The organism is Pseudomonas sp. FIP_A4, from assembly GCF_036701605.1.
In the GTDB taxonomy this organism is placed as follows: Bacteria; Pseudomonadota; Gammaproteobacteria; order Pseudomonadales; family Pseudomonadaceae; genus Stutzerimonas; species Stutzerimonas phenolilytica.
The window spans coordinates 351,037-369,952 of sequence record NZ_JAYDXP010000122.1; the positions used below are offsets into that span (position 1 = coordinate 351,037).

The 18,916-nt window shown below is 64.6% G+C and carries 19 protein-coding genes; 7 read left to right on the top strand and 12 right to left on the bottom strand.

Going from position 1 to position 18,916, the window contains the following annotated elements:
• Nucleotides 1–68: 68 nt before the first annotated feature.
• The 5 genes from U8L64_RS11755 to U8L64_RS11775 form a co-directional block, all read right to left on the bottom strand.
• Nucleotides 69–1,382 (bottom strand): cytochrome D1 domain-containing protein, encoded by a 1,314-nt coding sequence (locus U8L64_RS11755; protein WP_333397540.1) that lies wholly within the window; start codon nucleotides 1,380–1,382, stop codon nucleotides 69–71.
• A gap of 149 nt (nucleotides 1,383–1,531) precedes the next feature.
• Entirely contained in the window at nucleotides 1,532–2,299 is a 768-nt protein-coding gene (locus U8L64_RS11760) for an amino acid ABC transporter ATP-binding protein (RefSeq protein WP_054093649.1), read from the bottom strand.
• 9 nt (nucleotides 2,300–2,308) lie between these two features.
• A complete protein-coding gene (locus U8L64_RS11765) occupies nucleotides 2,309–3,406 on the bottom strand; it encodes an amino acid ABC transporter permease (RefSeq protein WP_043295902.1) in 1,098 nt (365 codons plus the stop codon).
• 10 nt (nucleotides 3,407–3,416) lie between these two features.
• On the bottom strand, nucleotides 3,417–4,598 hold the full coding sequence (locus tag U8L64_RS11770; protein WP_234301950.1) for an amino acid ABC transporter permease: 1,182 nt from the start codon (nucleotides 4,596–4,598) through the stop codon (nucleotides 3,417–3,419).
• Nucleotides 4,599–4,695: 97 nt separating this feature from the next.
• A complete protein-coding gene (locus U8L64_RS11775; RefSeq protein WP_234301949.1) occupies nucleotides 4,696–5,724 on the bottom strand; it encodes an amino acid ABC transporter substrate-binding protein in 1,029 nt (342 codons plus the stop codon).
• Between the two features lie 336 nt (nucleotides 5,725–6,060).
• Between U8L64_RS11775 and U8L64_RS11780 the strand changes: the two genes are divergently transcribed.
• The 4 genes from U8L64_RS11780 (at nucleotide 6,061) to U8L64_RS11795 (ending at nucleotide 9,634) form a co-directional block, all read left to right on the top strand.
• Nucleotides 6,061–6,717, top strand: a complete 657-nt coding sequence (locus U8L64_RS11780) for an alpha/beta hydrolase (protein WP_054093645.1) — start codon at nucleotides 6,061–6,063, stop codon at nucleotides 6,715–6,717.
• Between the two features lie 172 nt (nucleotides 6,718–6,889).
• A complete protein-coding gene (locus tag U8L64_RS11785) occupies nucleotides 6,890–7,825 on the top strand; it encodes a GGDEF domain-containing protein (RefSeq protein ID WP_077683628.1) in 936 nt (311 codons plus the stop codon).
• Between the two features lie 100 nt (nucleotides 7,826–7,925).
• Nucleotides 7,926–9,332, top strand: a complete 1,407-nt coding sequence (gene rhlB, locus U8L64_RS11790; RefSeq protein ID WP_054093670.1) for an ATP-dependent RNA helicase RhlB — start codon at nucleotides 7,926–7,928, stop codon at nucleotides 9,330–9,332.
• Nucleotides 9,333–9,469: 137 nt separating this feature from the next.
• Entirely contained in the window at nucleotides 9,470–9,634 is a 165-nt protein-coding gene (locus U8L64_RS11795) for a DUF6095 family protein (RefSeq protein ID WP_175415014.1), read from the top strand.
• Nucleotides 9,635–9,673: 39 nt separating this feature from the next.
• On the opposite strand, the gene moaE is transcribed toward U8L64_RS11795, so the two are convergent.
• From moaE to dmeF, 5 genes are all read right to left on the bottom strand, one after another.
• Nucleotides 9,674–10,126, bottom strand: coding sequence for a molybdopterin synthase catalytic subunit MoaE (moaE, locus tag U8L64_RS11800; protein ID WP_043295898.1), 453 nt, complete (start codon nucleotides 10,124–10,126; stop codon nucleotides 9,674–9,676).
• Between the two features lies 1 nt (nucleotide 10,127).
• Nucleotides 10,128–10,376 (bottom strand): MoaD/ThiS family protein, encoded by a 249-nt coding sequence (locus U8L64_RS11805; protein WP_043295897.1) that lies wholly within the window; start codon nucleotides 10,374–10,376, stop codon nucleotides 10,128–10,130.
• Nucleotides 10,373–10,843 (bottom strand): cyclic pyranopterin monophosphate synthase MoaC, encoded by a 471-nt coding sequence (moaC, locus tag U8L64_RS11810; RefSeq protein ID WP_009867826.1) that lies wholly within the window; start codon nucleotides 10,841–10,843, stop codon nucleotides 10,373–10,375. The genes U8L64_RS11805 and moaC overlap by 4 nt, the downstream gene beginning before the upstream one ends.
• A gap of 102 nt (nucleotides 10,844–10,945) precedes the next feature.
• Entirely contained in the window at nucleotides 10,946–12,331 is a 1,386-nt protein-coding gene (locus U8L64_RS11815; RefSeq protein WP_333397566.1) for a PhoH family protein, read from the bottom strand.
• 255 nt (nucleotides 12,332–12,586) lie between these two features.
• On the bottom strand, nucleotides 12,587–13,588 hold the full coding sequence (gene dmeF / locus U8L64_RS11820) for a CDF family Co(II)/Ni(II) efflux transporter DmeF (protein ID WP_333397569.1): 1,002 nt from the start codon (nucleotides 13,586–13,588) through the stop codon (nucleotides 12,587–12,589).
• 138 nt (nucleotides 13,589–13,726) lie between these two features.
• On the opposite strand from dmeF, the gene yaaA reads away from it, so the two are divergent.
• From yaaA to U8L64_RS11835, 3 genes are all read left to right on the top strand, one after another.
• Entirely contained in the window at nucleotides 13,727–14,506 is a 780-nt protein-coding gene (gene yaaA, locus U8L64_RS11825) for a peroxide stress protein YaaA (protein ID WP_333397572.1), read from the top strand.
• A 543-nt stretch (nucleotides 14,507–15,049) separates the two neighbouring features.
• The gene (locus tag U8L64_RS11830) at nucleotides 15,050–16,492 is read left to right on the top strand and encodes a mannose-1-phosphate guanylyltransferase/mannose-6-phosphate isomerase (RefSeq protein ID WP_333397574.1); all 1,443 of its coding nucleotides are present in this window, start codon (nucleotides 15,050–15,052) and stop codon (nucleotides 16,490–16,492) included.
• A 381-nt stretch (nucleotides 16,493–16,873) separates the two neighbouring features.
• Nucleotides 16,874–17,086: a hypothetical protein gene (locus U8L64_RS11835; protein ID WP_043295892.1), complete on the top strand. Its 213-nt coding sequence runs from the start codon at nucleotides 16,874–16,876 to the stop codon at nucleotides 17,084–17,086.
• A gap of 92 nt (nucleotides 17,087–17,178) precedes the next feature.
• Here U8L64_RS11835 and U8L64_RS11840 read toward each other — a convergent pair whose 3' ends face one another.
• Both U8L64_RS11840 and U8L64_RS11845 read right to left on the bottom strand, forming a co-directional pair.
• Nucleotides 17,179–18,654 (bottom strand): helicase HerA-like domain-containing protein, encoded by a 1,476-nt coding sequence (locus tag U8L64_RS11840; RefSeq protein WP_333397578.1) that lies wholly within the window; start codon nucleotides 18,652–18,654, stop codon nucleotides 17,179–17,181.
• 31 nt (nucleotides 18,655–18,685) lie between these two features.
• Nucleotides 18,686–18,910, bottom strand: a complete 225-nt coding sequence (locus U8L64_RS11845) for a hypothetical protein (protein WP_333397582.1) — start codon at nucleotides 18,908–18,910, stop codon at nucleotides 18,686–18,688.
• Nucleotides 18,911–18,916 lie beyond the last annotated feature (6 nt).

Here is an 18,916-nt window from a genome sequence, read left to right on the forward strand (position 1 = left end):
ACGGCGGTCAAAGGGGCAGCGACCCGCTGCAAGCGCAGCCGCCGACGAGCGCCCGAGCCCGACCGACGCTAACGCGCAGCGCCCTGCTGGGACTCGATGCCACGCCAGACGCTGTATTTGCCCACCGGCCGCTTCATCGGCAGGCGTTTGACATCCTCCAGACTCTGCGTATCGAACACGATCACGGCACCGTCATCGCGCCACAGACTGGCCAGCGCGTAGCGGCCGTCACGGGTGAATTCGACGTGCGCCAGCGTATCGCCCGGCTCGGCCGCGAAGTGTCGCGCGACCTCCAGGGTTTCCCGGTCGATCGCCTGCAGCACATGCCGCGAATCGGCCGCCAGCATCGAATCGACGAACAGGTAGCGACTGTTCTCATGGCCGGCGAGGAAAAAGCCCGGCCCCTGCAGGGCGATACGTTGCACCAGTTCGCGCCGCTGCGGGTCGACCACCGCAACTTCCGGCAGCTTGAGGTTGGTGCTGGCCATCAGCGTCACCCCCTGGCGGCGCCAGGTGACGGCCGTGCCCATGTGCGGACGCCCCTGCAAAGGCAAGCCGCCGATTCGCTGGCGTGCATCCAGGTGAATCACCTGCACCTCGCCCTGCGGCGACACGCCGAACAGCTCGGCCTGATCTGGATTGAAGAAGAAATCATCCAGCGGCGCGTCCAGCTCGATGCGTCGTGGATTGAGATACCCCGTGACGAAGGTGCCCTCCCGATACTGGAAGTCGTGCACCAGACCGATCGCCATGTCTTCAGCCTGCGGGTCGTAGCTGACCTCCCACAACTCGGCGATGTCCTTCATCGCCACGACGAAGGACCGTCTCGACGGCACGCTGTAGACCGCCGACACCCGGGAGCTGCGCTGCGTCTTCTGGTCGAGCGCCGGCATCGATTTGAGCAGGTTCAGGTCGCCATCCAGCAGCACCAGGGTATGGGGCTGGTAGTTGGCCACGGCGACGTGCTCGCCCGTCGGGTCGACGGCAATGTTGCGGGTGTCCAGCCCCGCGCGCACCTCGGCCACGACCTCCAGCGTCCACAGGTCGTACTTGGTCACCCAGCCATCGCGGGACACGAAGAATGCGTAGCGACCGTCGCGGGTGAATGTCGGACTGCCATGCAGCTGCGCCCGGGTGGCAAAGCGATGCAAGGGCTCGAACTTGTCGCCATCGAGGATCGTGATGTGAGAATCGCCAGTCTCGACCACCAGCATCAGCCCCAGCGGATCGGCCTGGTAGACCGGCGCCTGCGCCATCGTGGCCTCGCGCAGCACTTGGCGGGACGCGCGGATGTCTTGCTCGCGCCACGACTCCTGCCCCTGCGCGGCGGTGGCCAGCAGGCTCGCCAGCAGTCCGGCGACCAGGCCCTGCAGCGACCGCATGACACCACTTTTTCTGCGCCTGGACATGGCCCGCTTCCCGAACTGCGACGATGGGCAACGATTACATGCCAGGCGCAAACGCAACCCCATGACCGGCGTCAACCGAAGGCCGGGCGACGCCGCGCAGCAGTATTCCGCCCAGCCCTCGCTCAATGCAGGATCTGGCTGAGGAACAGCTTGGTCCGGTCGTTGACCGGATTGCTGAAGAACACCTCCGGCTCGGCCTGTTCGACGATCTCGCCGCGGTCCATGAAGATCACCCGGTCGGCCACGGTGCGGGCAAAGCCCATCTCGTGGGTGACGCAGAGCATGGTCATGCCGCTCTCGGCGAGGGCGATCATGGTATCCAGCACTTCCTTGACCATTTCCGGATCGAGCGCCGAGGTCGGCTCGTCGAACAGCATGATCTTGGGCTTCATGCACAGCGCCCGGGCGATCGCCACGCGCTGCTGCTGGCCGCCGGAGAGCTGGCCGGGATATTTGCCGGCCTGCTCCGGAATGCGCACCCGCTCAAGATAATGCATGGCGATTTCCTCGGCCTGGCGGCGCGGCAGCTTGCGCACCCACATCGGCGCCAACGTGCAGTTCTGCAACACCGTCAGGTGCGGGAACAGATTGAAATGCTGGAACACCATGCCGACTTCGCTGCGAATCGCCTCGATCTGCTTGAGATCGCTGGTCAGCTCCACACCATTGATGACGATGCGTCCCTGCTGGTGTTCTTCCAGCCGGTTCAGGCAGCGAATGGTGGTCGACTTGCCCGAGCCGGAGGGCCCACAGAGCACGATGCGCTCGCCCTGGCGCACGCTCAGGTTGATGTCCTTGAGCACATGGAACTGGCCGTACCACTTGTGCACGCCCTGCATCTGGATGACCGGCTCGCTCGCCTGCTCCGGTCGTGCCACGGTATCGCTCATAACCCTCTCCTAGTTCCTGTGACCGGTATCGAGCTTGCGCTCCAGGTGCATCGAATAGCGCGACATGCCGAAGCAGAACAGCCAGTACACCAGCGCGGCGAATACGTAGCCTTCGGTGGACATGCCCAGCCAGGCCGGGTCCGCCGTGGCGCGTTTGATGCTGTTGAGGAAGTCGAACAGGCCGATGATGATCACCAGGCTGGTGTCCTTGAATAGCGCGATGAAGGTGTTCACGATGCCGGGAATCACCAGCTTCAGCGCCTGCGGCAGGATCACCAGCAGCATGCTGCGCCAGTAGCCCAACCCCATTGCCGCGGCGGCCTCGTACTGCCCCCTCGGAATCGCCTGCAGGCCGCCGCGCACCACCTCGGCGATATAGGCCGCCTCGAAGAAGATCACCATCAGCATGGCGCGCATCAGCTTGTCCAGATTCATGCCCTCGGGCAGGAACAGCGGCAACATCACCGACGACATGAACAGCACGGTGATCAGCGGCACGCCGCGCCAGAACTCGATGAACGTCACGCACAACACGCGGATCGCCGGCATGTCGGAACGCCGGCCCAACGCCAGCAGAATGCCCATGGGCAGCGCGCCGGCGATGCCCACGGCAGCGATGACGATGGTCAGCATCAGGCCGCCCCACTGACTGGTCGGCACCGTCTGCAGGCCGAGGAAGCCGCCATGCAGCAGCCAGTACGCCAGCACTGGGTAGATCAGCAGATAGGCAAACCCGTAGCGCACCTTGTGCGGCATCTGGCGCAGGAAGAACGGCGTCGCCCCGAGGATCGCCAGCCACACGCTGAGGTCGACCCGCCAGCGCAGCTCCGCCGGATAGAAGCCGTACATGAACTGGCTGAAGCGCGTCTGCACGAAGACCCAGCACGCACCTTCGCGCGTGCAGTCGGCGCGGGTTTCGCCCGTCCAATCGGCGCTGAAAACCGCCCAGTCCAGCAGCGGCGGAATCACCAGCCAGACTACATACAGCCCCAGCAGAGTCAGCAGCGTATTGCCGACACCGGAGAACAGGTTCGCCCGCAGCCAGCCGATGGCGCCCAGGTTGCTCGATGGCGGTGGCAGGTCAGGTTTGAAACGATGAGTCGTCATGGCCTGGTCCTCACCGTTCGATCAACGCGATGCGCCGGTTGTACCAGTTCATCAACAGGGAAATGCTGATGCTGATGGCCAGGTACACGCTCATGGTGATCGCCATCGTCTCGATCGCCTGGCCGGTCTGGTTGAGCACCGTACCGGCGAACAGCGAGACCATATCCGGGTAGCCGATGGCCGCCGCCAGCGAGGAGTTCTTCGCCAGGTTGAGGTACTGACTGGTCAGCGGCGGGACGATCACCCGCAGCGCCTGCGGGATGATCACCAGCCGCAGCGTCTGCCCGGTACGCAGCCCCAGCGATGCAGCCGCCTCGCTCTGCCCGTGGCTGACCGCCTGGATGCCGGCGCGCACGGTTTCGCCGATGAACGCCGCCGTGTAGACCGCGAGCGCCAGCACAATCGACACCAGTTCGGGAATCACGATCCAGCCGCCGCGGATATTGAAGCGCTGCAGCTGCGGCACCTCCCAGTCGAACGGCGCGCCCCACAGCAGCACACTCAAGGTCGGAATCGCCACCAGCAACCCCAGGCTGGACCAGAGCAACGGAAACGGTTGCCCGGTCGCATGCCGACGCGCACGCGCCCAGCGCGCGAGCACCACGACGGCCAGCACCGCCACCAGTAGCGCCAGCCAGAATGGCCAGAAACCTTCCGCGGCACTGGGCGCCGGCAGCTGCACGCCGCGGTTGTTGAGAAAGATCACGCCCCCCAGGCTCAGGCTGTCGCGCGGGCCGGGCAGCGGACCGATCACCGCGAAATAGACGAAGAAGATCTGCAGCAGCGGCGGGATGTTGCGGAACGTTTCGATATACAGCGTCGCCAGCTGGCGAATCAGCCAGTTCGACGACAGCCTTGCCACGCCGAGCGCAAAACCGATGAGCGTCGCGAGAATGATGCCGATGACACTCACCAGCAGCGTATTGAGCAACCCGACCCAGAATACCCGGCCATAGGAGTCGCTTTCGCTGTAGTCGATCAGGTGCTGGGAAATGCCGAAGCCGGCGGCATTATCGAGAAAGCCGAAACCGGAGGTGATACCGCGATGGGCCAGATTGGCCTGCGTGTTGATGAACAGGAACCAGCCGAACGCCACCACCACGGCCACCGCCAGCACCTGGAACACCCAGGCACGCACACGTGGATCGGTCAGCGGCGAGCGTCGCACCAGCCTTGATTCAGTGCTGCGCATCGAAAACCCTCGTGCGGCACCGCCGGAACGCCGCGCGCGCCGTCAGTGCCGTTCCCTGGAAACGGGCCGGCAGCGCTGGCTGACGGCCCCGGATACCTCAACGCACCGGTGGTGCGTACTGCAATCCGCCCTTATTCCACAGGGCATTGAGGCCGCGCTCGATCTTCAGCTCGCTGCCGGCGCCGACGTTGCGCTCGAAGATCTCGCCATAGTTGCCCACCTGCTTGACGATCTGCACCGCCCAGTCCGCCGGCAGCTTGAGGTCCTTGCCGTACTCGCCCTCACCACCGAGCAGGCGCGCCACGTCCGGGTTCTTGGTTTCCTTGGCGGTCTTCTCCACGTTCGCCGAGGTCACGCCCAGCTCTTCGGCGTTGAGCAAGGCGAACAGCGTCCAGCGCACGATATCGAACCATTCCTCGTCGCCCTGGCGCACGGCCGGGCCGAGCGGCTCCTTGGAAATCACCTCGGGCAGCACGACATAATGATCGGGATTGGCCAGCTTGATGCGCTGCGCATAGAGCTGCGACTGGTCGGAGGTCAGCACGTCGCAGCGCCCGGACTCCAGCGACTTGGCGCTTTCGTCGGAGGTGTCGTAGGTGATGGGGGTGTACTTGAGGCCGTTGGAGCGGAAGTAGTCGGAGAGATTGAGTTCAGTGGTGGTACCGGCCTGAATGCAGACGGTGGCACCATCCAGCTCCTTGGCGCTGCTGACCCCGAGTTCCTTGTTCACCAGAAAGCCCTGGCCGTCGTAATAGGTCACCCCGGTGAAATTCAGCCCCATCGCCGAATCCCGCGAGCTGGTCCAGGTGGTATTGCGTGACAGCATGTCGATCTCGCCGGACTGCAGCGCGGTGAAGCGCTCCTTGGCCGTCAACGGACTGAACTTGACCTTGCCGGCATCGCCGAACACCGCGGCCGCCACCGCGCGGCAGACATCCACGTCGATTCCCTTGTACTGCCCCTTGGCGTCAGCGAAGGAGAACCCCGGCAGTCCGTCGCTGATGCCGCATTGCACGAAGCCCTTCTTCTTCACGGCATCCAGGGTCGCCCCGGCATGCGCCGCCCCGCTGATGGCGAACAGCGTCGCAGCACTCAGCACGGCCAGTGTGGATTTCACCCTCATCATCGAAACCTCCAGTTTGCTTTCTTATTCTCGGGTCGGGGCCGTCTGCCGTCGCGCGAGCGCGTAACGGCAGAGCCAGACCTGAGTCTAGTCGCAGCTGAGTGATCGGCAATGTCGTCGATCTGCCCTGATCTCGCCGTCAGCGAAGGCGCCCGGCACGCTGGCGGCGACAATGCAGGCGATTGCAAGCGGCGTACCAGCGTCCACAACGCCAGGCTGCGCGGTGCCACGGGTGCACCGGTGCCGCACAACCGGGTAACCTCGCACGACTTTCACCACGGGCGATTCGCCCGCGCCCCAAGATAGGGCGATGCCGCCTTCAGCCGCCGGAGCCATCCCATGAGCGAACCCCTGATCATCGAACCAACCCGGCAGGCCGATGCCTGCGTCATCTGGCTGCACGGTCTGGGCGCCGACCGCTATGATTTCCAGCCGGTCGCCGAAGCCCTGCAGCAGCGTCTGCTCAGCACCCGCTTTGTGCTGCCACAGGCGCCAACCCGCCCGGTCACCATCAATGGCGGCTGGCAGATGCCCAGCTGGTACGACATCCAGGCGCTGAGCCCGGCACGCGCGATCAACCGCGACGAACTGGAGGAATCCACCGAGCTGGTCATCCGCCTGATCGAGGCGCAGCGCGACAGTGGTATCGATCCGGCGCGCATCTTCCTCGCCGGCTTCTCCCAGGGCGGAGCGGTCGTGCTGCATACCGCCTACCTGCGCTGGCCGGGCACGCTGGGCGGTGTCATCGCGCTGTCCACCTACGCCCCGACGTTCAGCGAAAACCTCCAGCTCGCCGAAACGGCGCGCCGCCAGCCGGTGCTCTGCCTGCATGGCAGCCGTGACGACGTGGTGCCGCTGCCGATGGGGCGCGCGGCCTATGAATGCCTGCAGGCCGCGGGCGTCGCGGCGTCCTGGCGGGACTACCCCATGGGCCACGAGGTATTGCCGCAGGAAATCCGCGACATCGGCGAGTGGCTGGCCGAACGCCTGGCCTGAAAATTCGTCCGGCAAAGCGAAGCGGCGCGGCCGACGTTACGGAGCTACGCTTGTCGCAAGGCCGAATGCTTCGGAGTCGTTGCGCGTGACGCACGTCCGCCAGTTCGCGGCGCGTGGGAGGGGGCGCGATGAGTACCGCCAGAGAGTGTCGCCGCGATACGGGCCCGCGGCGATGAAGCTGCTCCAACAACCGGTTGACCTGCTGCAACTGAGCCAGATGCGCCTGATGCAGCACGTCGACATCGGCCATCTGCGCATGCTCGCCGATCGGTTCGAGCTGTGCGAAATGGCGGTCGACGAGGTGCTGCTGTCGCCGCGCAGCGTCAACCGCTTCCTCTATCTGCTGCTCGAGGGCCAACTGACGGTCCACCTCGACACGCTGGACAGTCCTGCGCTGCGGTTGATCGAGCCCTGTGAGTGCGCCGGCGAAGTGAGCTTCATCGACCGGCTTCCGCCGCCTACCTATGTCGTCGCCAGCCAGCCGAGCCGGCTGCTGCGCCTGCACAACCGGGACTTCGTCTGCCTGACAACCTCGCCCCGGCTCATGCGCAATCTCGTCGGTCTGCTCTGCGAGCGCGTTCGCCTGAGCGACCGGCTGATCATCGACAGCGAGCACAACGCCAACGTCGACATGCTCACCGGCGTTTTCAACCGGCGCTGGCTGGAGCACATCTTCGAACGCGAGCGCGCACGCTGTGCATTCAGCCAGCTGCCGCTGTGTCTGCTAATGCTCGATGTCGATCACTTCAAGGCCTATAACGACAAATACGGCCACCTGGCCGGCGACCACGCGCTGCTGATGGTCGCCCGCACGCTGGGCGGCCAGCTGCGGCCCAAGGACAGCCTGATCCGCTTCGGCGGCGAGGAGTTCGTCATCCTGCTGCCGGAGCTGGACACGGCCGAGGCCCGGCTGATCGGTGAGCGGCTGTTGCGCAGCATCGAACAGGTGAGCACATTCGATACCGCCATCGGCGCCCTGCCGGGCGTCACCGTGTCCATTGGGCTGGCGCAGATGCAGGCAGACGACGAGCTGACCAACCTGATCGATCGCGCCGACAAGGCGCTTTACCAGGCCAAGCAACAGGGCCGAAACCGCCTGTGCGTCTGAACGGCAACGCTGTCAACCCGGAAAAGGGCCAATACTTCGCCATGCCTGCTTCTTGCATTACACTGGCGCGCGAATTTCCCATTTGATGAACGAGAAGGCCGTGCTCAAAGCACTCAAGAAAATCTTTGCCAAGGACGAGCCCCAGCCGGCGCCCATAACGCCCGCCGCCAGCAGCTCCGCCGCCGACACTGCCCAGACGCAGCACACCCAGCCCGCGCAGCCGGACACCAAGAAAGCCGAGCGCGCCGCCGACAAGCCACGTCGCCCGCGCCACAGCAAACCGGCCGCTCCGGCCTGGAAGCTCGAAGACTTCGTAGTCGAGCCGGTCGAAGGCAAGACCCGCTTCCATGACTTCAAGCTCGCCCCCGAGCTGATGCACGCCATTCAGGATCTGGGCTTCCCGTACTGCACGCCGATCCAGGCGCAGGTGCTGGGCTTCACGCTCAAGGGTCAGGACGCCATCGGCCGCGCGCAGACCGGCACTGGCAAGACCGCGGCCTTCCTGATTTCCACCATCACCCAGCTGCTGCAGACGCCGCCGCCCAAGGAACGCTACATGGGCGAACCACGCGCGCTGATCATCGCGCCGACCCGCGAGCTGGTGGTGCAGATCGCCAACGACGCGCTGGACCTGGCCAAGTACACCGGCCTGAACGTGATGAGCTTCGTCGGCGGCATGGACTTCGACAAGCAGCTCAAGCAGCTCGAATCGCGCTTCTGCGACATTCTGGTCGCCACGCCCGGCCGCCTGCTGGACTTCAACCAGCGCGGCGAGGTGCATCTGGACATGGTCGAGGTGATGGTGCTGGACGAGGCTGATCGCATGCTCGACATGGGCTTCATCCCGCAGGTGCGCCAGATCATCCGGCAAACGCCGATGAAGGGTGAACGCCAGACCTTGCTGTTCTCCGCGACCTTCACCGAGGACGTGATGAACCTCGCCCGCCAGTGGACGGTGAACCCGGCCATCGTCGAGATCGAGCCGGAAAACGTCGCCAGCGACACCGTCGAACAGCACGTCTACGCGGTGGCCGGCAGCGACAAGTACAAGCTGCTCTACAACCTGATCAGCCAGAACGACTGGACCCGAGTGATGGTCTTCGCCAATCGCAAGGACGAAGTCCGGCGCATCGAAGAACGCCTGACCAAGGACGGCATCAGCGCCGCGCAGATGTCCGGTGACGTGCCACAGCACAAGCGCATCAAGGTTCTGGAAGGCTTCCGTGAGGGCAAGATCCGCGTCCTGGTGGCCACCGATGTCGCCGGCCGCGGCATCCACGTCGACGGCATCAGCCACGTGATCAACTTCACCCTGCCGGAAGATCCGGACGACTACGTGCACCGCATCGGTCGTACCGGCCGTGCCGGCGCCAGCGGCACTTCGATCAGTTTCGCCGGCGAGGATGACGCCTTCGCCCTGCCGCCGATCGAGGAGCTGATCGGGCGCAAGATTCACTGCGAGATGCCGCCGGCCGAGCTGCTGGTGCCGGTACCACGCAGCCGTTGAGGCTCACGGAAAAACAACGGGCGAAGCCGCGGCTTCGCCTTTTTTCTGTGCGCTGCGCCGTGCGTGACCCAGGTCAGCCGGCCACCACCGAAACGGAACTACCGTACAAGTACTGACGGCACGTACAAGGAGATTTCATGGAAAACCTCGACTGGCTGCTGCTGCTCATCCTTACCGGCTTCGTACTGTTGTGCGCCGGCTTCGCCAACCGCGACCGGCAATGGGGCATCGTGCTGCTCAGCCTGGGCATCATCGTCATGTTCTCCACGGTGTCGTTCAAGCTGTACATCGCGCTCCACTGACCGCCCGGCCGCCGCGACCAGCGCCAACGCCGACGGCGCTCAGCGCTGCCAGCGCTCGGCGGCGGCCTGATCGCTGTCGCGCCCATCGACCCAGCGCTCGCCGTCCGGCGTGTTCTCCTTCTTCCAGAACGGTGCGCGGGTCTTCAGGTAATCCATGACGAAACGGCAGGCATCGAACGCCGCCTCGCGATGCGCGCTGGTCACGCCGACGAACACGATCGGCTCACCCGGCTCCAGCGAGCCGACGCGGTGCAGCACGTCGATGCTCAGCAGCGGCCAGCGCTCCTCGGCCTCGGCGACGATCTTGCCCAGCGCCTTCTCCGTCATGCCCGGCGCATGCTCGAGGAACATGCCGGCGACCTCATGACCGTCATTGAAATCGCGCACGTAGCCGACGAAGGCGGCGACCGCACCGATGCCCAGATTAGCCGCGTGCAACGCGTTCAGTTCGGCCCCGGGATCGAAGGCCGCCTGCTGTACCCGAACACTCATTTCAACCTCCGGTCACGGTCGGGAAGAACGCCACTTCATCGCCATCGACGAGCGGTTCGTCCAGGCCGCAGAGCTCCTGATTGCGCGCGCACATCAGATTCTGCTCACCGAGTACCTCCCAGGCGCCGCCGCGGGCGAGCAGGCGCTGGCGCAGGTCATCCAGGCAGGTGAGCGACGGGTCCCAGTCAAGGCGTTCGCCATCGCTGCCCAGCGCCTCGCGGTAACGGGCAAAAAACTGTACGCAAATCATGCCTGCACCTGCCAATGCCCGCTCTTGCCGCCGCGCTTTTCCAGCAGGCGCACGCCTTCGATGCACATACCGCGGTCGACCGCCTTGCACATGTCGTAGATCGTCAGGGCAGCAACACTGGCGGCGGTCAGCGCCTCCATTTCCACCCCGGTCTGCCCGGCCAGCCTGCAGGTGGCGCGGATCAGCACGCTGTCGTCGCCTTCGGCTTGCAGCTCGACCTTCACACTGGTCAGCAGCAGCGGATGACACAGGGGGATCAGTTCGTAAGTCTTCTTCGCCGCCTGGATGCCGGCGATGCGCGCCACGGCGAACACATCGCCCTTGGGATGGCCGCCCTGCTGAATCATCTGCAGCGTCTGCGGCAGCATCCGCACGCGCGCCTCGGCCGTCGCCTCGCGCGCGGTGACGGCCTTTTCGGTCACATCGACCATGCTGGCACGGCCCTGGGAATCGAGATGGGTGAGCATATGACGCTCCTGGCTGGGAAAGCCGCGAGTCTAACCCAGCCAGCCACGCTCGGCCCGCTCCCGGAAGGGGTACCACCGACACCCCTTCGCCGCGACCGCGAGCTACATGTGCGCCTCGGCGTACTCGGCCAGAATCGAACGCGGCACGCCCTGCAGGGTGATGTGTACGCCGTGGGAGAAGTCCTTGAAACGCTCCGTCAGGTAGGTGAGGCCGGAACTGGTGGCCGACAGATATGGCGTATCGATCTGCGCCAGGTTGCCCAGGCAGACCACCTTGGAGCCGTTGCCGGCGCGGGTGATGATGGTCTTCATCTGGTGCGGCGTGAGGTTCTGGCACTCGTCGATGAGGATCAGGCTCTGCTGGAAGCTGCGCCCGCGGATGTAGTTCAGCGATTTGAACTGCAACGGTACCTTCTGCAGGATGTAATCGATGCTGCCGGGGGTGTTCTCGTCGTCCATGTGCAGCGCTTCGAGGTTGTCGGTGATCGCGCCGAGCCAGGGCTCCATCTTCTCCGCCTCGGTCCCGGGCAGGAAGCCGATGTCCTCGTCCAGCCCCTGCACGCTGCGGGTCGCGATGATGCGCCGGTAGCGCTTGCTCACCACCGTCTGCTCGATCGCGGCGGCCAGCGCCAGAATGGTCTTGCCCGAACCGGCCGCGCCCGACAGGTTGACCAGGTGGATATCCGGATCGAGCAGGGCGAACAGCGCCAGCGCCTGATGAATGTCACGCGGACGCAGGCCCCAGGCCTCCTGATGCAGCAGCGGCTCCTGGTGCATGTCGAGCAGCAGCAGCTCGTCTTCCTTGATGCCCTTGATCCAGCCGACGAAACCCTGCTCGTCGAGGATGAACTCGTTGATATGCACCGCCGGCAGGTTGTCGATCAGCTGCACGCGATGCCAGGTACGACCGTGCCCCTGATGGGTCTCGACCGTGCTCACGCGGTCCCAGAACGAGCCGCTCAGGCTGTGATAGCCGCGCGACAGCTGACCCACGTCGTCGACCAGCTGATCGGTGTGGTAATCCTCCGCGGCCACCCCGCAGGCCCGCGCCTTGAGGCGCATGTTGATGTCCTTGGTGACCAGCACCACCGGCACACCGGGCCGCTGTTTGCTGATCGCGACCACCAGGTTGATGATCTTGTTGTCGTTCAGGTCCTCCGGCAGGCCATTCTCCAGCCGCTGGGTCATCAGGATGGACAAGCTGCCGCGCGCCCCGCTCTTGTCGCGCTGAATCGGTACGCCCGCCTCCACCTCGGCGGGCGTGGCATTACCGAGCAGGCGGTCGATCAGGCGAATCGCCTGGCGACACTCGGCGGCGACACTGTGCTTGCCAGTTTTGAGTTGATCGAGTTCCTCCAGCACGGTCATCGGTATCGCGACCTGGTGCTCCTGGAAGTTGAGCAAGGCGTTGGGATCGTGGATCAGGACGTTGGTGTCGAGAACATACAGGGTGGGCTGAGTCGCGCGGGATCTGCCGAAATCATCCATACCGATCACCTTTTCGTTGGGTCAGTCGACGGAGAGCCATAGGCGCTCCGCCGCAGAAAGACCACCGTGCTGGCAGATGAACGGGCTTGGGAGGCGGGGTTCGGGGCCACCCAGGGGCCGCCACCTGTGTCGCAGGGTTCGGCGGTCTGATTCGGTAATAACCCAAAACCGATGACGGGCAAAAGCGTTTTTGTGCGATTTCCGCTTTTATTGCCCGTATCGACGGAACGCCCTTGGCGTGCGGAATCCAGCCGACTACAGTCGGGAATCCAGGTGCGCCGATTCGCCGCAGCGGTTTACCTCGGCGGTCACGTGCACCAGCTGCGGCAGGTCCTGCAGGGCACGCTTGTAATCGTCGGCGCTGTAGTCCTGATGCGTGACCACGCTGAGGATGCAGCTGTACTGGGCGCGACCCACGCGCCACAGATGCAGATCGGTCACCTCGGTATCCGGCACCGCTTCCAGCTGCCTGCGCACGCGACGCACCAGCGGATCGTCCATTTCCCGATCCAGCAACGCCTTGGCGGTCTCCACCAGCAGACCCTTGGCCCAGACCAGGATCACCAACGCGCCGATCACGCCCATCAGCGGGTCCAGCCAGCTCCAGCCGAAGAACTTGCCACCCAGCAGGGCCACGATCGCCGCCACCGAGGTCAGCCCGTCGGTCAGCACATGGATGAATGCGGCGTGACGATTGAGATCGCGCCCGTGCCTGGACGCAGCATGTTCGTGCTCGTGGTCGTGGTCGTGGTCGTGGTCGTGGTCGTGGTCGTGGTGATGACCATGAGCGTGGCCATGATCATGTCCATCGTGCAGCAGCCAGGCGGACGCCAGGTTCACCAGCAGGCCGATCACCGCGACCCAGAGCGCCTCATCGAAGCGAATGTTCGCAGGCGACCAGAACCGCAGCAGCGATTCGAAGATCATCATCAGCGCGATGCCGACCAGGAACAGCGCGCTGGAAAAGCCCGCCAGCACCTCGATCTTCCAGGTACCGAAGGCGAAACGCCGATCATCGGCATAACGCCGGGCAAGCATGTAGGCCAGCGCCGCCAGGCCGATCGCCACCATGTGCGAGGACATGTGCCAGCCATCGGCAAGTAGCGCCATCGAGTTGAACCAGTAGCCGGCGGCGATCTCCACCACCATCGTCACACCGGTAAGCAGCGCCACCGCCCAGGTCTGGCGTTCGGCGCCCTGCTCCAGCGGACGGTAATCGTGTGAGCTTTGCCAGTTCGAGTGATCGCACGTACTCATACCGCCTCCTCATCATCGGGCGGACGTAGCTTGCACCTTGCCCCCTGGAGAAGGTCAACCGCCCTCAATGGGCACGATAGCTGGAGGCGGGCTCGCCATCGCGCCTAGAATCGCCGCTGCACACAGGAGAGCAACTACATGCTGATGGTGATTTCCCCAGCCAAGACCCTCGACTACGAGACTCCACCAGTAACCCAGCGCTTCACCCAGCCCGAACACCTCGAGCATTCGCAGTTGCTGATCGAACAGCTGCGCGACTTCTCGCCGGCACAGATTGCCGAGCTGATGCACCTTTCCGACAAGCTGGCGGCCTTGAACGTCGCCCGCTTCGGCAGCTGGAGCACGCCCTTCACCCGCGCGAACGCCAAACAGGCCCTGCTCGCCTTCAAGGGCGACGTCTACACCGGACTTGCCGCGCAAGACTTCTCCGAAGCCGACTTCGACTTCGCGCAGCAGCACCTGCGCATGCTGTCCGGACTCTATGGCCTGCTGCGACCGCTGGACCTGATGCAGCCCTATCGCCTGGAGATGGGGACGAAACTCGCCAACGCGCGAGGCAAGGACCTCTACGCATTCTGGGGCGAGCGCATCAGCGAATGGCTCAACCAGGCACTGCAGGCGCAAGGCGATCAAGTGCTGCTCAACCTGGCGTCCAACGAGTACTTCTCGGCCGTCAAGCGCAAGGCGCTGCAGGCGCGGGTGATCGACGTGGACTTCAAGGATCTGAAGAACGGCCAGTACAAGATCATCAGCTTCTACGCCAAGAAGGCCCGCGGACTGATGGCACGTTACGTCATCAAAGAACGCATCCAGACGGTCGATCACCTGCGTGACTTCGCCTACGAAGGCTATCGGTTCAGCGCCGCCGACTCCTCGGATGATCACTTGGTGTTCCTGCGCGACACCCCTGCCGCCTGATCCGCCGCGTGTGGCGCGCCGCACGCCTCCCGAGCGCGTCGTAGACCCGGTACGACGCAGCTCCCCCGCCCCTCTCCTCATGCTGGCCGATCAACGGTTCTCCCCGCGGGAACTATCGAGCGACGCCGAGAATCATAAAGCGCGTACCGACAACTCCAGACTGGAAAGGAACGTCGCACATGAACGTGCTCGGGTTCTCGAACATTGACCACTGCCAGCCTCTCCAGCGGCTGGCGACACGAACGGCAGCGGCGCGTGATGCCGCCCGAATTCAGACGGGCCTCGCTCCAACGCTCGCCCGGCTTGGCAACCGCGCCTGGCCTGCCCCCGTCGTCGCGCACCAAGCAGCCATCAGACGGCTGACTCGCCGCGGCGGAGCATCCGCGCCAAGCGCAGGTGGCGCGCGCCGCGGCCGAACACGCAGCCACTGCCTGCGTTCTGCGCGCCGACCACGCACCTGATCCCGCTCGACCCATCCCATTTTCCCGAGCATGCCGACGGTGTGCTCGCAACAGAACGCTCTAACGATGCAGGAGAGACGACATGATTCCGGTAATTCTTTCAGGCGGTAGCGGTTCGCGACTGTGGCCGCTCTCGCGCAAGCTGTTCCCCAAGCAGTTTCTCGCCCTGACCGGTGAGCAGACGCTGTTTCAGCAAACCGTCGAGCGCCTGGCCTTCGAGGGCATCCAGCAGCCGCTGCTGGTATGCAACAAGGAGCATCGCTTCATCGTCAAGGAGCAACTGGCCGCACGCAAGCTGGGGGTCCAGGGCATGCTGCTCGAGCCCTTCGGACGCAACACTGCCCCGGCGATCGCCATCGCCGCGATGAAGCTCGTCGAAGAAGGTCGCGACGAACTGCTGCTGGTGCTGCCGGCCGATCACGTGATCGACGACCAGCGCGCCTTCCAGCGCTCGCTAGCCCTGGCCACCAACGCTGCGGAAAACGGCGAGATGGTGCTGTTCGGCATTCCGGCGACACGCCCGGAAACCGGCTACGGCTACATCAAGTGCGATCCGAACGACAACAGCGGGCTGCCGGAAGGCATCAGCCGCGTCAGCCAGTTCGTCGAGAAGCCGGACGAAGCCCGCGCGCAGAGCTATGTCGAATCCGGCGACTACTACTGGAACAGCGGCATGTTCCTGTTCCGCGCCAGCGTGTTCCTGGAGGAACTGAAGAAGCACGACCCGGACATCTACGACACCTGCTGCGTTGCGCTCGAACGCAGCACGCTCAATGGCGACGAGCTGCTGATCGACCCGGCCACCTTCGCCTGCTGCCCCGACAATTCCATCGACTACGCGGTGATGGAGAAGACCAGTCTCGCCTGCGTGGTGCCCATGTCCGCCGGCTGGAGCGATGTCGGCTCCTGGTCGTCGATCTGGGACGTGCACAACAAGGACGCCAACGGCAACGTGCTCAAGGGCGACGTGATCGCCGAAGACACCCGTAACTGTCTGGTTCACGGCAACGGCAAGCTGGTAACCGTATTGGGGCTGGAAGATGTCGTGGTGGTGGAAACCAAGGACGCCATCATGATCGCCCACAAGGACAAGGTGCAGGACGTCAAGAAACTCGTCGCCCGGCTGGATGAACAGGCACGCCCGGAAACGCAGAACCATTGCGCCGTGTATCGCCCGTGGGGCTGGTACGACTCGGTCGACATGGGCGGACGCTTCCAGGTCAAGCGGATCTGCGTCAACCCGGGCGCCAGCCTGTCGCTGCAGATGCACCACCATCGCGCCGAACACTGGATCGTCGTCTCCGGTACAGCACAGGTGACCTGCAACGAAAAGACGTTCCTGCTCACGGAAAACCAGTCGACCTATATTCCGGTCACTTCGGTACATCGTCTGGCCAACCCGGGCAAGATTCCGCTGGAGATCATCGAAGTGCAGTCCGGAAGTTATCTGGGCGAAGACGATATCGAACGCCTGGATGATGTTTACGGTCGCACCGAGGGAGCCGAAGCCAAGGTCGCTCGCTGACCGAAGTTTCACGCCGAATAAAACCCGCGCATCGCCGCGGGTTTTATTTTGCTGCAAAGTAAAGTCGCCCAATCTCCACGATCCGGCGCATAATGCGGTCTGCTGAAGCATGGCAAGTCCGCAGCGAACTCATGCGACATGCGTTTTCCACGTTCCAGAGTCCGCAGGTTTGCTTCAAAACCTTTTGCCAGTTCTTTGAACTGCTACCCGTTTTTCAAGCCCGAATGCAAGAAGAGATGCCAGACGGCAGAACTTCCCCGGCATTACAACGCCTGAAAAGATGCACGCGGGCTGCGGCGCCGCCACATTCGATTGACGGTACGGCAATGTACCGCTTCAGCACCCTTACTCATTCGTACACAAACAGACAGGTCCAATTACGTGACAAAAGAACAACTGCGCATCGAACTCGAGCGTCAGGCGCAGCGCTACCAGGATATCTATGGCGGCGAAGTTACAACTTATGCAGCCAAGACCGAGCCGGAGCGCAAACCCTGGCGCAAGAAGGCAACCCTGCAAGATCGGGTTTTCCAGGAAGAACTGCAGAAGATGGAAAAAGAAAAAGCCCGGCAGGAAGCAGACGCGCAACGCTGACAAGGCCGGCAACTTTCAATACGGCCGGAACCACGCGCCGGACATCGATAACCGCTGAGTACCCGCCGCGGGTGCTCAGCGGCCACCGTTACTCAGCGCTTGCCACCCAGCAGCGAGCCAAGCAGGCCGCGCACGATCTGCCGGCCGATCTGGCTGGCCGCCTGGTTCAACGCACTCTTGAGTACCCGTCCGGCGAAGTCGCCGACCGCACCGCCTTCGCTGCCGCGCTTGCCCGCGTCTGCCGGCGCAGGCTCAGATGGCGCTTCGGTTGCCTGGCGTGCGCGCGCCGTCAGCATCTCGTAGGCCGATTCGCGATCGACCGGCTGGTCGTAACGGCCACGTAACGGCGAGTGCGCGATCAGCTCCGCACGTTCGGCCTCGCTCAGCACGCCCACGCGCGATTGCGGCGGCGCCACCGCGACCCGCTGCACCATCGCCGGCGTGCCCTTGGCCTCCAGACCGCCTACCAGCGCCTCGCCGATACCCAGCTCGGTGAGCACTTCAAGCGCGGAGAACTCCGGATTCTCGCGGAAGCCGTCAGCCACCGAGCGCAGCGCCTTCTGCTCCTTCACCGTGAACGCCCGCAGGCCGTGCTGGACGCGCAGGCCGAGCTGGGCCAGCACATCGTCCGGCAGGTCGCCCGGCGACTGGGTGACGAAGTAGACGCCCACGCCCTTGGAGCGGATCAGCCGCACCACCTGCACCAGACGCTCCTGCAGCGCCTTGGGCGTGTCGTTGAACAGCAAATGCGCTTCGTCGAAGAACAGCGCCAGGAGCGGCCGTTCTTGATCGCCGCGCTCGGGCAGCTGCTCGAACAGCTCGGCCAGCAACCAGAGCAAGAACGTCGCATAAACCTTGGGGGCCTCGTGTACCAGCTGGCTGGCGTCGAGTAGGTGGATGCGACCGCGACCGTCGCGGTCCGGCTGCAGCAGGTCTTCCAGCTGCAGCGCCGGCTCGCCGAACAGCGCCTCGGCGCCCTGTTGCTCGAGCGTCGCCAGGCGCCGCTGCAAGGCCTGCGACGAGGCGCCGGTGAACAGCGCACGATCCTCGCCGAGCACCTCGGGATGGTCGCGCAGGTGCCCCAGCAGGGCCTTGAGATCCTTGAGATCGAGCAGCAGCAGGCCTTCACGATCGGCCACCTTGAACGCGGCGTAGAGCGCCGCCTGCTGACTGTCGGTCAGCTCCAGCAGGTTGCCCAGCAGCAACGGCCCCATCTCGCTGAGGGTGGTACGCAGCGGATGGCCGCTGCGTCCCTGCACGTCCCACAGCGTCACCGGATAAGCGCGCGGCTGGTGCCCCAGCCAGGGCATGCTGGCGATGCGTTCGGCGATCTTGCCCGTCGGCGCACCGGCGGCGCCCAGACCGCTCAGGTCGCCCTTGATATCAGCGGCGAACACCGCGACTCCCGCATCGCTGAACTGCTCGGCCAAGCGTTGCAGCGTGACCGTCTTGCCGGTCCCGGTAGCGCCGGCGATCAGCCCGTGGCGGTTGGCCAGGCGCAGCGGGTGGAGGCTGGGCTGGCCGTGGGCATCGGCGCCCAGTACCAGATGATCGGCGAATGCTTCCATCAAGGGTTCTCCAAGGCGGGGAAACGCGCGCTCAGTCGAGCGCTTCCTGGTCGCGGCCAACCGGTAGCCCGGTACCACGCGAGACAACGGCAGGTGCCTGCTCACCGGCGGCGCGCAGGCGCTCCCAGAGTTCGGCGGCACCGGGAAATTCAGTGCCCAGCTCGGTACCCAGCGCAGCGGGGTCGTAGCGTTGCGTGCAGCCACTGCCGATGATCGGTGGCGCCTCGGCCGTGGCGCGAGCGAGCGGGTCGGTCATGGCTGC